This window comes from Paenibacillus sp. CF384 (assembly GCF_900106745.1).
Classification (GTDB): Bacteria; Bacillota; Bacilli; order Paenibacillales; family Paenibacillaceae; genus Paenibacillus_Z.
This window is the reverse complement of record NZ_FNNV01000012.1, coordinates 17155-31201: the sequence shown is the minus strand read 5'-3', so window position 1 is coordinate 31201 and position 14047 is coordinate 17155. Positions and strand designations below refer to the sequence as shown.

Genomic DNA, 14047 nt, shown 5'->3' with positions numbered 1-14047 from the left:
AAGGAGTGACTCGTCAATGACGAACAGGAATCATTCACAGCGGATCGCCTTAGTGACCGGCGCAAGCGGTGGTATGGGACGGGCAACGGCCGCGATGCTTGCAGCGGAGCACGGTATGAAGGTATTCATGCTTGCGCGAAATCGGGAGAAGGGGCAAGCAGCGGTTGACTATGTGAACCGCAAGTCCGGTCGCGGAGATGCGGAACTCGTGCTCTGCGATCTCGCTTCCTTCGCGAGCATCCGAGAGGCTGCGGCGGAGCTGGCGAACCGGACAAGCCATCTCGATGTGCTGGTCAACAATGCAGGTGTCATTACGCTGAAGCGGGAAGAAACGGCGGATGGGTTCGAGCGGCAGCTTGGCGTGAACCATCTGGGCCATTATCTGCTGACGGGCTTGCTGCTGCCGCTTCTGCGTCAGAGTCAATCGGCGCGGATCGTCAACGTATCCTCGGGTGCGCATAAGATTGGCACGATGGACTATGGAGATCCGGGAATGAGCAAGAGCTTCACGGTGTGGCGTGCTTACAGCCGCTCGAAGATCGCGAATATTTGGTTCACGAAGGAGCTTGCGCGTAGATTAAGCGGAACCGGCATTCCGGTCTATGCGCTGCATCCCGGCGTAGTGTCGACCGATATCGGGGTGAACCGGAACACGGGGTTCGGCGCGCTCGTCCATAAGCTGATGCGTCCATTCTTCCAGACGGCGGAGCAAGGCTCGGCGACAGCCGTGTTTCTGGCGAGTGCGGCTGAGTCTGAGATTGGCGGCAAGTCCGGCGATTATTTCTACAAGCTGAAGCCAATTGCGGTTTCGCAGCTGGCAGCATCTGCGGATGAGGCCGGCCGATTCTGGTCGTGGAGCGAGCAAGCGACGAGGTTCACCTATTCCGTTTAACAGAGGAGGCGTAATATGGCGACGATTCAATATCCGTGGATGGCAAAGGGAGCAACAATCGGGGTAACGGCACCTTCGTCCGGAGTAGATCCGGCGGCCCACGGACTGCTGGAACAGGTTAGTGAGCGGTTAGCAACGAAAGGCTTCTGTCTTGAAATTGGAGCTACAACCTATACGCAAAATAAAGCGAAATCCGCTCCCGCTGCAGTGCGCGCACAAGAGTTTAATGCGATGATGCAGGATGCCGGAGTCGATCTGATCATTCCTCCCTGGGGAGGCGAATTGTTAATTGAGATGGTGGATCAAGTAGAGTATGAACATCTGCCGGCCAAATGGGTGCTCGGGTATTCCGATCTAAGCGTCCTCCTGCTTGCCATCACGCTTAAGACGGGAATCGCCACGGCGCATGGTACGAATATTGTGGACCTCAGAGGAGAAGTGCCTGATGAGACGACTGCCATGTGGCAAGCCGTTCTCTCGACCAAAGCCGGCGAATCCTGCGAGCAGCGGTCCTCGCTTCATTATCAGAAGGACTGGGTGAAGGACAATCCGAACGTGTTCAATCTGACGGAACCCACCTATTGGCGCAAAGTGCTGCCTAGCGGCGAGATCGAATCACCTGGCGGTGAGAACGATGAGCGGTTCAGCGGCACAACCGTCATGAAAGGAAGATTGCTCGCGGGCTGCATCGATGTCGTTCGGCATTTAATCGGTACGCCGTACGGCGATGTTCGGCGGTTCAGAGAGCAATACATACCCGGGGAACCGGTAGTATGGGTGCTCGAGAATTGCGAGCTGAACACGGCGGATGTACGACGATCGCTGGTTCAGATGAAGCTGGCAGGCTGGTTCGACAACTGCTCCGGTATTCTATTCGGGCGGAGTCCAGCTAATAGCCCTGTTGAGAATTACACCATTGAAGATGTGTACGCCGATTTGGCCGCGGAGCTTGGGCTGCCTATAGTCGTTGACGTCGATTGCGGGCATGTCCCACCCCAGATCACTTTGATTAATGGCGCTTATGCGGAGATTGAAGTGGAAGCGGGCCGAGGGACGGTTAAGCAATCTTTTGTATAGTAGGATCAGCAGTGGGGAAGCTACCGAACATTCGGTGTAAGGAAGCTTCGGAAGGTAGGGATAGGCAGTGATACTTAAAGGGAAGAGAATTTACTATGTGCTGGGTGCAGTGCTCGTGCTGCTTCTGGTCAATACATTCATGGGTACGCGCAACAGCTCCACCGTGGAGGAAGTGCTTAATAAGGGCCACATGAAGAAGGTGCAGCTCCTGTACCAAACGAAAGTGGATCAAGGGGATACACTGGCTTTCTACCTGAGCGTACCGGAGGAGCAGGCGGTAAGTGAGTCCAAAGACCTTGCGGTAACGGATATGGGCTATGGATTATTGAAGAAGAATATTTTTGGCAAATGGGTAATCAAGCAGTCGGCGGAATATGGCAGCCTTAAGGCTTACCTCGCGGATGACGGGTTTACAGGAGAAATCGCCTTGTCTCCGACGATGCTCTATGGCGTTATCAGCGATGATCGCATCGGATCCATAAACGTGACTTATCAAGATGGAGATCAACAGGTGTTGACGAAGGCGACCATCGTAGACACCAAACCGATCCGGCTCTGGTATGCGCCTTCGGATGAGCGGATTGCGGATCGTGTAATCAAGCTGGAAGCTGTCGGTCAGGATGGCAAGGCGATAGCGACGAAGAAGGTTTCTTTTTAATAACCCGTGGGAGGGCGCCTGAACTTGCAGGGATATAATGTACTGATGATTTACAGCAAGAACGAGGAACGACTGCTCATGTGCAAGCGACTGAAGGAGCCGTATAAAGGATTAAGTAATTTGGTAGGCGGCAAAATCGAACCCGGTGAATCAGGGATCGACGCAGCGTATCGGGAGCTGGCGGAAGAAACCGGCATTTCGCAAGAGGATGTCACTTTGCATCATGTCATGGACTTCACCTATTATCTGCAGGATTGTTATGTGGAGGTTTACGCTGGTAAGTTGAAGCGTGATGTGGAGCCGGCAGGTGATGAGAACGAGCTCTATTGGTCGGAGCTGCATCATGATTTCTTCGATATGTCGCGCTATGCCGGTGAAGGCAATATCGGTCATATGATCGAGCAGGTGAACATGAGCAAGGTTCTGGCGATGGATGAACAATAAAGAAAATAAAGAAACGCCCTTTACGAAGTTCCGCTAAGAAGCGGTCAAGTAAAGGGCGTTTCTTGTTACCAAGGTTAGTCCGCCGCAGAGCCTTCCAGCCCGGCTGCTTCAGCCACGATCTCATAAGACCGCAGGCGCGCGGTATGATCGTAAATCTGGGAGGTGACAATTAGCTCGTCGACCATCGTCTCGCTCAGAATTTCACGCAGGCGAGCAGCTACGGTTGCTTTGTTTCCGGTAATCGCATACTTGAATTTGGACTGCAGCGCATCCCGCTCATGCGCCATCCACAGCTCATCCATGTTGTCGATCGGCGGCTTCAGCTTGCCCGGACGGCCGCGGATGAGGCTGAGGAATTGCTGCTGCTGCGAGGTCGAGAGGAAGCTTGCTTCCTCATCGGTGTCTGCGGCAACAATGTTGATGCCGATCATGACGTAAGGTTTCGCGAGTGCTTCGGACGGGCGGAAGCTGCTGCGGTAGAGATGGATCGCCGGCATGAGATACTCCGGAGCAAAATGGCTCGCGAACGAGAATGGCAAGCCTAGCTCGCCGGCCAGCTTCGCGCTGAAGCCGCTTGAGCCGAGCAGCCAGATCGGCACATCCAGGCCTTCGCCCGGAGTAGCGCGTACCGGCCGAACGGAATCCGCCGGCGGATGAAAGTAAGCGCGCAGCTCGGACAGCAGCTCCGGGAACTCCTGACCGTTCGAAGCCAGATCGCGGCGAAGCGCGCGAGCCGTCGTCTGGTCAGAGCCCGGTGCGCGGCCAAGGCCAAGATCGATTCGGCCCGGGTACATCGACTCCAGCGTGCCGAACTGCTCGGCAATGACAAGCGGCGAGTGGTTCGGCAGCATAATGCCGCCGGAGCCGACGCGAATGCGCTTCGTGCCGCCGGCTACGTAGCCGATGACGACCGAGGTAGCCGAGCTTGCGATGCCCGCCATGTTATGGTGCTCGGCGAGCCAGTAACGGTTATAGCCAAGACGCTCGGCGTGGCGCGCGAGGTCCAGTGTATTGCGGAACGCATCCGCAGGCGTCCCGACATCGGTAACGGATGCCAAGTCTAATACGGACAGCGGTACTTTTATGGAATCAGTCATTGTTAACATGACCTCCTGTATCATTGGTAGTTGGTATGCGGTAGTGCGCCATTGATTATCTTTATTATGGAACACCTTCGGAGTTAATTCAAGCTGCTAACTAATTACAAGTAAATAACCATTATACATTGATGGGCCGGGGAGGGAATTGGCGATATGTGGAGAATTATGTAGCATACTCCTCCTGATCCGTGTGTTCATGCATCCTTGGACTCGTGCATGCTCATCACAGGTGGAGCGTTTCCTGCATGATTGAAGCAACTCTATGCCGGGGGTGGCAAATGCTGCTGAATATCCTGAAACGCATCGCTTCTGTATCTATATTGCCCAAGCTTGTCCTCACTTTCCTTGTTACACTCACACCGCTTTACATCATCAGCTGGAAAATGAACGAAACCGGCTCCTCCCACGTCCAGAAAGAAATCACTGACTCCCTTGTATCGCGGACCTCACTCTATATGAACATGCTGGAATTCGATATCGACAGTGCCATTCGGCAGCTCCAGGAATATGTCAATGACGACGATTTGCTTAAGCTGTCCTCCTCCTCCGAGGTAATGACGGAAATCGAGAAGATGCAGGCGCAGCTTCGATTGAAGAGCCGCCTCGATGCCCTTCAGAAATCCAGTAAATTCGTGGATAATGCCATCGCCTTCATCCCTGCTATGAATCGTACCGTGTCTGCGAAGGCCAATGTCATCGGCATTTTTGATCAAGAGCAATTCCAAGCGCTCAGCAAGTCGACAAATCGGTTTGAATCCCCTTTTCTATTATGGAAGGATCGGATCTTCATTAGTATTCCATATCCCGACCCGGCTATCTCAAGCCGCAGAAGCCCTGTCTTCCTCCTTGCCATTGAAATCTCGCGTCCAGCATTAAGCAAGGTACTGCAGGAGTTTACGAATGAAGGCGGCCATACGGTGCTGGTTGGAAACAAGCAGCCTTTTCTCATCACCGGAGGCTCAGACGCGGTGGATGAAGAGCTTATCCATGATTTCCAGCACGAGGAAGATGCAGCGGAGGAAGGGAAGCTGCAGTCGGTAGAATGGAAGGATGAGTCGTATATGGTGGTCTCCAATCATTCTTCGCGGCTCGACATGACCCTCCTAATGTATGTGCCTGCGAACAAAGTGAACGCATCGCTGCAGGTCTACCGCTTCTGGTTCTATGTACTGTCGGCCATGTCCGTCTTCCTGGTTCTATTGTTCTCCTACAGTATTTATCTCATTATTCATCAACCGCTCAAACGGCTCGTTCGTTCCTTCCGGCGCATCGAACAGGGACAGTTCAATCTGGAGGTCCATTACCCGCTGCAGGATGAATTCGGTTATTTGTACGGACAGTTCAACGGCATGGTGAAGCGGCTTGATGTGCTCGTCCATGAAGTGTATGAGCAGCAGTATCTGGCCCGATTGGCAGAGCTGCGCCATCTGCAGTCGCAGATCAATCCGCATTTTCTGTACAACAGTTATTTTATTCTGTACCGAATGGCGCAGCAGAGGGACCATGATAATGTGATCTATTTCACGAAGCACTTGGGTGAATATTTCCAATACATCACACGCGACGGTTCGGATGAAGTACCGCTGGCAAACGAGATTCACCATGCCCGCACGTATGCGGAAATCCAATCGATCCGATTCTCCGAGCGGATCATGGTGGAGTTCGAGGAGGTGCCTGAGGAGCTGCGCGCGTTCCCCGTTCCTCGTCTCATCGTCCAGCCGATTATCGAGAACGCCTATAACCATGGCCTGGAGCATAAGCGAAGGCATGGTTTAATTACAGTCGCATTCCGCACGAAACCCGGGGCGATCGAGATTTCCATTACCGACAACGGGGAGAACATGGATGAGGAGAAGCTGCGAGAGCTGCAATTGAGCTTGCTCGACAAAGCGCAGCCGACAGAGCATACCGGTCTGCTTAACGTACACCGGCGCATTATTATCAAATACGGGGGAGGCGGTCTTACGCTCAGCTTGGGCGAGGAACGAGGCCTCAAAGTGAAGATGACGATTCCGAGGGAGGCGGGTACAGAGGATGAACCGCTTATTGATTGTGGATGACGAGAGATTCACGGTTGACGGCCTGTATGAAATGATCGAAGACACGCCTGGACTTGAGCTGGACATCTATCGGGCCTACTCCCCGGAGGAAGCGCTGGAGTGGCTGACGCGGACGAAGATTGACATTGTGCTCAGCGATGTACGTATGCCCGGCATGACCGGACTTGAGCTGCAGCAGCGGATTGTGGCGCAGTGGCCGCGCTGCAAAGTTATTTTCCTGACCGGCATTCATAACTTAGAAACCGCGCAGCTTGCCATTCGGACAGGCTCCATTGACTATATTCTCAAAACCGAAGGCGACGAAGCGATCATTCGCAGCATTCGCAAAGCGATCGATAGTCTGGCTGCGGAATCGCAGAGCCAGCAATTTATGCTGCAGGCCAAGGACCGATTGAGCCGTGCGCTGCCCTTGCTCCACCGAGACTGGCTAATGGCGGTGTTGGAGTCGAGCGAGGCTCATTCTGTCGTGACGGAAGACAAACTGCAGGAGCTGCACATACCGCTGCGCAGTGATGCACCGGTTATTCCGCTCATCGGACGCATCGACCGCTGGGGAGAAGGAAGCTATCACGACAGGGCCTTGCTGCTCTATGCCGTCCAAAATATTGCTTCCGAATACTATGCGCCGCTAGTGGTGTTTACTGCGAGCTTGGATATGCATCATTTTATATGCCTCCTGCAGCCGGCAGCGCAAGCTAACGAGCAAAGTGAAACATGGCGGGAAACCGTCAGCTTCGTACAGGGCACGATGGAATCGATTCAGCAAACCTGCGACAAGCTGCTGAAACTGCCGGTCTCACTGATTTGCGGTGCACAGCCCGCGGAGTGGGAGCAGCTGCCTCGCGTATACGAGCAGATGAAGAAAAGGTTGATCGTCGGACTCGGGACGAGGGACCGCATGCTGCTGATCTTAGACAGGCGTGAAGAGGGAATCGTTCCTGAGGCTGCCCTGCCGCCGCTGCGAACACTGATGCTGCAGCTGGAGCATTTGCTGGAGGATGGTACCGAGGAGGCTTTCGCTGGGGCGATTAAGAGCTATACCTCGCTGCCTACTCAATATGCTGAATATACGCTGGTCTATTATGCCATTGCCAATCTGCTGCTCAGTCAACTGACGCAGGGAGGGGAGGGACGCACAGGCGAAGGCGATGTCGCTGTCAGGGACGGATTGATGAACCTCTCTGCCCATCCATCGCGTGAGGCTGCGCTTAGCTATCTGCTTCAGACGTCGTCCACGATCTATGCAAGGCGCAAATCGATTCAGCATGAACGGACGCATCAGCTGATTGCGCGGCTGCATCAGTATATTCGGGGCAATCTGGGCGGCGATCTGTCGCTTACGAGCTTATCGGAGATCGTCTTCTTAAATCCTGCGTACTTGTCCGTTCTCTATAAACAGCAGACAGGCATGAATTTATCGGAATACATCGCCGAGCTGCGCCTGGAGAAAGCCAAAGAGCTGCTCACAGCCACGCCGCTCAAAATCCATGAGATCGCCGACAAGGTCGGTTTTGAAACATCGGGTTATTTTATCCGCTTCTTCAAGAAACGGATCCAGCTGACTCCGCAGGAATATCGGGCAAGAGAATAGCTCCGCGAGAGATTACCTATACAGGAGACCACGAATCTATAGATTGTTCCATAGTGAAGCAAAGTGCCATTATTCTATACTGAAGGAGTAGGAAGCTTGCAGAATAAAAGGGAGGTTAGGGGAATGCGAAAGCCATTCAAATGGACTGCGGTTCTGCTTATGACTTTTATTTTTGTTTTTGTAACCGCTTGCAGCTCGGGGAACAACAACAACAAGAATACTTCCGATTCCACGGGGAATGACAAAACCAATACATCGACGAATACGGCAGATACGGGAAACAGCACCAACGCGAATACGAACGAGCCTGCACCTGCGGCAGAGCCTGATCCGTATTTCGGCAAGTATGATCCGCCAATCAACATTACGAGCGTGCGTGTCATCAACGATACGTATAAGTTCATGGAAGGTCAGACGATCGACAACAACATGTGGACGCAGCAGCTCCAAGAGAAGCTTGGCATCAATGTCAAATATGACTGGGTTGTCAGCGGCGATCAGCCGGGCGGCCAAGGCGAGCAGAAGATGAACGTTTCCATCGCCTCAGGCGACTTGCCGGCATTTATTCCGGTAAACGCCAAGCAGCTCAAGCAGCTGCAGGAAGCGGATGAATTGGAAGATTTGACGGCTGTTTACGAGAAATATGCTTCTCCTTTCCTGAAGGAAATTCTGAATCAAGACGGTCCGGCCGCACTCGCTTCTGCTACATTTGGCGGTAAGCTGATGGCGATTCCGAATACCGGTTCCTCCATGGATGGAGCGGCTATGATCTGGATCCGTAAGGATTGGCTCGACAAGCTTAGCTTGCAGCCGCCGCAAACGATGGCTGACGTGCTTGCCATCTCGGAAGCCTTCACGACGAAGGACCCTGACGGCGACGGTAAGCCTAACTCCTACGGTATTGCCATGAACAAAGACTTGTACGGCGGCTTCGCTGATATTACAGGTCTCATGAACAGCTACCACGCCTATCCGAAGTCCTGGATTAAAGACGCAAGCGGAAACCTGGTCTATGGCAGTATTCAGCCTGAGATGAAGACTGCGCTGGCTGTGCTGCAAGAGATGTACAAGAAAGGTCAGATCGACAAAGAGTTCGGCGTTAAAGACGGCGGTAAAGAGGCGGAATTGACGGCTTCAGGCAAAATCGGCATGCAGTTCGGCCAGATGTGGAATCCGCTGTGGCCGCTCGTCGACAACAAGAAGAACGACCCGAACGCACAATGGCAATCGTACCCGCTCGCTTCGGCTGACGATCAACCGGTTACACCGCAGGTGGGCTTCTCGGTCGGACAATATTTTGTCGTGAAGAAGGGTGCCGAGCATCCGGAAGCGCTGCTGAAGATGCTCAACCTGTTCGTGGAAACAGGCTGGGGCGAAACGACAACACCTGAGAACTACGCGAAATATTTTACGGGCGATGGCTTCGAGAAGTTCAAAAACATGCCGTTCCAAGCATGGCCGGCTCGTAAAAACTTGGATATCTACCTCCATGTAACGGCTGCGCTGGACAGCAAAGATACGTCGGCTCTCAATCCGGAAGAGAAGGATAACCATGATAAGATCGCTTCTTGGATGGATGGTTCGAACAAAGAACCGTTGAACTGGGCGTATGAGCGTGTCTTCGGCAAAGAAGGCTCGTTCAAGGTCATCGATCAGTATGTCAGCGGAAAAGCGCTCAAGCTGACGGAGTTCTACGGTGCTCCGACGCCTGCCATGGTTGAGAAGGAATCGAACCTGCAGAAGAGAGAGCTCGAGACGTTCACGAAGATTATCATGGGTGACTCGCTCGATACGTTCGATAAATTCGTCGAAGAGTGGAAGAAGCTTGGCGGCGATGAAATTACGCAAGAAGTGAATGATTGGGCGAAGAACAAGTAAGTGGCATGATGCAGGCGGGGGAAGCGACGTCTTCCCCCGTCTTTTGACTAGACAGGGCAGGGAGGGAACGCTTTGTTGCGGAGAAATTGGAGCGGAACGCTTCCGCTGCACTTGATGATTTTGCCGGGTCTCATCCTCATTCTGATTTATAGCTACGGTCCAATGTTAGGCTTTGTCATTGCGTTCGAGAAGTTTAAGCCCGCTATAGGCGTGTTTGAATCCAAATGGGTGGGATTCGATAATTTTCGTTACGTGATGGAAATGCCGGAGTCCAGACAGATCGTATGGAATACGATCTTGATCGCCATTATGAAAATCGTCGCCGGCCTGGTAGCGCCGATCGTCACAGCACTGCTGCTGAACGAGGTGCGGAAGGAAGTATTCAAACGCGGTGTTCAGACGGTTGTTTATTTGCCTCACTTTCTGTCGTGGATCATTCTCGGGGGCATTCTGATCGATATTTTGTCGCCGACGAGCGGGATTGTCAATCAAGTGCTGGGGTGGGTCGGCATTGAGCCGATTTATTTTCTGGGGGATAATAACTGGTTTCGCTATGTACTGGTCATCACGGACACGTGGAAGGAGTTTGGTTTCAATACCATCGTTTATTTAGCGGCCTTAACGAGCATTAATCCGACGCTGTATGAAGCGGCTATCGTCGATGGAGCAGGCAGGTGGAAACAGACGCTGCATGTGACGCTGCCGGGGATGATGCCGATTATTATCTTGTTAATGACCTTAAGCTTAGGAAATGTGCTGAACGCCGGGTTTGACCAGGTGTTTAATTTATATAGTCCGCAGGTGTACGAGACAGGCGATATCATTGATACCTTCGTCTATCGAATCGGTCTGATTGATGCGCAGTATGGGGTGGCAACGGCAGTCGGTATTTTTAGATCCGTCGTCTCGCTGTTCAGCATATCATTGTCCTATTATTTGGCTTATCGATTCGCCAATTATCGTATTTTCTGATGAGAGGAGAGGGCGGGAGTGCTGGAGTATTACACGGTTGGTCGCAGATTCTTTCTATCCTTTAACTACGTCTTTCTTGCCTGTCTCGGTCTGCTATGTATTTTGCCGATTATACACGTCCTTGCCATATCGTTCAGTTCAAGCGCGGCTGCTCAGGCCGGTTACGTCAAGCTTTGGCCGGTGCAATTCTCGCTGAGCTCCTATGAATATGTATTGCATAAACCGGCCTTCTTCAAATCCATTCTCGTTACCTTGAAGCGGGTCGCCCTCGGTATTCCGGTCAACATGCTGCTTACCGTGCTGATTGCCTATCCGCTTGCCAAAGAAGCCAAGAAATTTCCGATGCGGACGTTCTATGCCTGGGTGTTCGTCATTACGATTCTATTCAGCGGCGGATTGATTCCGCTCTATATGACGATTAAATACACCGGCATTATGGATAGTATCTGGGCGCTGGTGCTGCCAGGCGCAGTACCGGTGTTCAACGTAATCTTGCTGCTGAACTTCTTCCGCGGGCTGCCGAAGGAGCTGGAGGAAGCGGCGTTCATGGATGGCGCGGGACATTGGACGACGCTGTGGCGGATCTTCCTTCCGCTGTCGCTGCCGGCGCTGGCGACGATCACCTTATTCGCCACGGTTAACCATTGGAACTCCTGGTTTGACGGGCTGATCTTCATGAACTCGCCGGATCACTATCCGCTGCAAAGTTACCTGCAGACGGTGGTCATCAACCGGGATTTGACCTTGATGTCCTCGGCGGACATGAAGTCGCTCACCGAGGTGAACGACCGCACCGCGAAGGCGGCGCAGATCTTCCTCGGCGCGCTGCCGATCTTGATGGTGTATCCGTTTCTGCAGCGGTTTTTCATGAAAGGGATTGTGCTTGGAAGCGTGAAGGAATAATTATAAGGCGATCTCAAAAGTGGGCAGGGCTACTTTTGAGATCGTTTTTATTTTTGCTGCTGAGGCACGTTCCCCACCACCTATGGCAGGTTCAGTTCCAAACTAAATGAAGCATCTGAGGGCTGGCCTGACAGATCGAGCCGGGGCGAAATGTTGCATAAATAGCAGCATTTTGAGTATTTGAATAGGCGCAGACCCCGAATGTTGCAGAAAAGGCAACATTTTCACAGCGAATGGGTATCCTGGGGCTATTTCGGGACGAAATGTTGCATAATGCGCAACAAGTCCCCACTCTCACCCGCGAGAAGCTACTTTTGTTGCATAAAAGGCAACATTTTCGTAGAGCGCGAGCAGCACCCATGCTAGGCCCAGCCCCACATGCATGATTGTGAAAAACAAGCTTCCATATTATGCTAGAGTTTGGGCGTGTAGTCGACACTGTAGTAGGAGCGGGCAAGCATGAGAAACATACCGAATGCTTTGAAATTTGCAGTGCGTTATGGTTCGAGAATGATGAAGATCAGTTTCATACTGTGTCTTGCGGGCGTGTATCTCACCGTATATAACATCCCCGGAAATCCTGAGGGAGTAGCGTTATCGGCAGCACTGCTTTTCTTTGGCTGCGTACTTAGTTACGTTAGCCTGGTAAGGGCTAATAGAAAAATTAATCTCCTCGAGAGCGGACATCAAGCAGTAGGTACGTTCCAAGAATGGAAAAATTCGTTCATCACCTATAATAACGGTACTTTAGTTTTCCTGTGCTACAGCTACGTGGATATGAGGCGGAAGAAGCAAGAAGCACGTACCCTTTCTACAAGTGCGGATGGGCTCGAGAGGACAAATGTCTTTTATGACGAAGAGGATAGTACGATACTGGAGTACCTGCCGGGTAAACCGAGCATAAACTCGCAAAACGAATTCGAAGTCGGCTCACGCATACCGACTCTATTGTTCTACGCTGCAGTGTTTCTGGTTTCGCTTGCAGCCACCGCTACAAGCCACTTAGATTGATAGGGAGGAACGCGACATGTTAAACATGGACAACATCTACCTCATCACGGATATTCCCGGCTTTACGCCGCAAATTAGCCGACTGCTCTCGATGATGAATTATGCCCGCCATACGACGGTTGAGTCGGTGCAAGATCTGACCCAGGAGCAGCTGGATTATCTGCTAGACCCGCAAAGCAACTCCATCGGCGCGCTGCTGCTGCATTTCGCGGCTGTTGAATATGCGTACCAGGTGGTGACCTTCGAGCAACGTGATTTAAATGAAGAGGATATGGCGATATGGGGGGCGGCGCTGGATCTCGGCGACGCAGGCCGGGAGAACATCAAAGGTCATGACCTCACGTACTACCTCACTAAGCTGGAAGAGGTTCGGAGCCGCACCTTTGATCTGTTCAAAACGGTGGACGACGAGTGGTTATGCAAGCAGGAGGAATTCTGGTACGGGAAACAGGCGAACCATTACTTCATGTGGTTTCATGTGTTCGAGGATGAAATCAACCACCGCGGTCAGATCAGATTAATCCGAAAGAGACTTCCTCAGTAGAGCAGCGCATCAGTTAACCTCAAAGGGAGATGGACGATATACCTTCATTTTTCTCGCGTCATACGACAGAGCACTTCATCGCATACTCCAACTCGCATATAGCGGTGCTCGCGATTATGGTGGTGCTGGCTGTTCTCATGTTCGGGTATAGATTCAGTATCAGGCTGAAGAAATCTGCCAAAACAATCATCCTTTACACCATTCTGCTAGGCCTGCTTGTCCCTCAGCTCATCCTCTACTATTGGTATGCTGACCAGGGACTGTGGGACATCCAGTATACGCTACCGCTCGAGCTATGCAGTATTTCACAGGTGCTCGCGATCATCATGTTAATTACGCGAAGCCGACTACTGTATCAAATTGTGTTCTTTGCCGGTATTGGCGGGGCGCTGCAGGCGATGCTGACACCGGATCTGGATTATCCGTTCCCGCATTTCCGTTTCTATCACTTCTTTATTGTACATATTGCGATTATTCTCGCAGCGCTTTACATGACCTGGATCGAAAACTACCGACCTACTTGGAGATCAATCGGAATTACGATGATCTTCCTGAATGTCCTCCTCGTCGTTGTGGGAGGGACAGACCTCTTGTTAGATGCGAACTATATGTTCCTCAGGCATAAGCCGGAAGGTGCTTCTTTGCTCGATTTGCTAGGGCCTTATCCGTACTACTTAATCGTGGAAGAAGTCATCGCGCTGCTTATTTTTACGCTGATGTATCTGCCGTTTGTACGGTGGGGAAGGAAGCCAGTGTAGAACGCAAAAGATGCCGAAACTACCTGCAAATTTGGCTATTCGAGTCATGCAAAAAGCCGTGTGAGGTGGTGGCGAAGGAGAATGTTGCGCTTTGTGCAACATTTCTGCTGTTTAAGGGGGTTAGAAGAGGAAATGCTGCGTTTTGTGCAACATTTTCGC

The 14047-nt window shown here is 52.1% G+C and carries 13 protein-coding genes; 12 read left to right on the top strand and 1 reads right to left on the bottom strand.

The window, feature by feature from the left end:
• Nucleotides 1–16 precede the first annotated feature (16 nt).
• The 4 genes from BLW29_RS19060 to BLW29_RS19045 all read left to right on the top strand — a co-directional run bounded on the left by BLW29_RS19060 (nt 17) and on the right by BLW29_RS19045 (nt 3071).
• Nucleotides 17–892, top strand: coding sequence for an SDR family oxidoreductase (locus tag BLW29_RS19060; RefSeq protein ID WP_090982518.1), 876 nt, complete (start codon nt 17–19; stop codon nt 890–892).
• A gap of 15 nt (nt 893–907) precedes the next feature.
• Nucleotides 908–1969: a S66 family peptidase gene (locus BLW29_RS19055; protein ID WP_090982516.1), complete on the top strand. Its 1062-nt coding sequence runs from the start codon at nt 908–910 to the stop codon at nt 1967–1969.
• Nucleotides 1970–2036: 67 nt separating this feature from the next.
• A complete protein-coding gene (locus BLW29_RS19050) occupies nt 2037–2627 on the top strand; it encodes a hypothetical protein (protein ID WP_143044431.1) in 591 nt (196 codons plus the stop codon).
• A gap of 24 nt (nt 2628–2651) precedes the next feature.
• Entirely contained in the window at nt 2652–3071 is a 420-nt protein-coding gene (locus BLW29_RS19045) for an NUDIX hydrolase (protein ID WP_090982512.1), read from the top strand.
• A 74-nt stretch (nt 3072–3145) separates the two neighbouring features.
• Here the strand turns inward: BLW29_RS19045 and BLW29_RS19040 are convergent, their stop codons facing one another.
• Nucleotides 3146–4168 (bottom strand): LLM class flavin-dependent oxidoreductase, encoded by a 1023-nt coding sequence (locus tag BLW29_RS19040; protein ID WP_090982510.1) that lies wholly within the window; start codon nt 4166–4168, stop codon nt 3146–3148.
• A gap of 248 nt (nt 4169–4416) precedes the next feature.
• Between BLW29_RS19040 and BLW29_RS19035 the strand changes: the two genes are divergently transcribed.
• The 8 genes from BLW29_RS19035 to BLW29_RS19000 all read left to right on the top strand — a co-directional run bounded on the left by BLW29_RS19035 (nt 4417) and on the right by BLW29_RS19000 (nt 13888).
• Nucleotides 4417–6231, top strand: a complete 1815-nt coding sequence (locus BLW29_RS19035; RefSeq protein ID WP_090982508.1) for a sensor histidine kinase — start codon at nt 4417–4419, stop codon at nt 6229–6231.
• Nucleotides 6206–7822 carry a response regulator gene (locus BLW29_RS19030; RefSeq protein ID WP_090982506.1) on the top strand — a complete coding sequence of 539 codons (1617 nt, stop codon included), beginning with the start codon at nt 6206–6208 and terminating at the stop codon, nt 7820–7822. The genes BLW29_RS19035 and BLW29_RS19030 overlap by 26 nt, the downstream gene beginning before the upstream one ends.
• A gap of 123 nt (nt 7823–7945) precedes the next feature.
• The gene (locus BLW29_RS19025) at nt 7946–9700 is read left to right on the top strand and encodes an extracellular solute-binding protein (RefSeq protein WP_090982504.1); all 1755 of its coding nucleotides are present in this window, start codon (nt 7946–7948) and stop codon (nt 9698–9700) included.
• A 114-nt stretch (nt 9701–9814) separates the two neighbouring features.
• Nucleotides 9815–10672 carry an ABC transporter permease gene (locus BLW29_RS19020; RefSeq protein WP_090982790.1) on the top strand — a complete coding sequence of 286 codons (858 nt, stop codon included), beginning with the start codon at nt 9815–9817 and terminating at the stop codon, nt 10670–10672.
• An 18-nt stretch (nt 10673–10690) separates the two neighbouring features.
• Nucleotides 10691–11575, top strand: coding sequence for a carbohydrate ABC transporter permease (locus BLW29_RS19015; RefSeq protein WP_090982502.1), 885 nt, complete (start codon nt 10691–10693; stop codon nt 11573–11575).
• A 459-nt stretch (nt 11576–12034) separates the two neighbouring features.
• Nucleotides 12035–12586, top strand: a complete 552-nt coding sequence (locus BLW29_RS19010; protein WP_090982500.1) for a hypothetical protein — start codon at nt 12035–12037, stop codon at nt 12584–12586.
• A 16-nt stretch (nt 12587–12602) separates the two neighbouring features.
• Entirely contained in the window at nt 12603–13130 is a 528-nt protein-coding gene (locus tag BLW29_RS19005) for a DinB family protein (RefSeq protein WP_090982498.1), read from the top strand.
• Between the two features lie 29 nt (nt 13131–13159).
• Nucleotides 13160–13888 carry a YwaF family protein gene (locus tag BLW29_RS19000; RefSeq protein WP_256208722.1) on the top strand — a complete coding sequence of 243 codons (729 nt, stop codon included), beginning with the start codon at nt 13160–13162 and terminating at the stop codon, nt 13886–13888.
• The last annotated feature ends 159 nt before the right edge of the window (nt 13889–14047 follow it).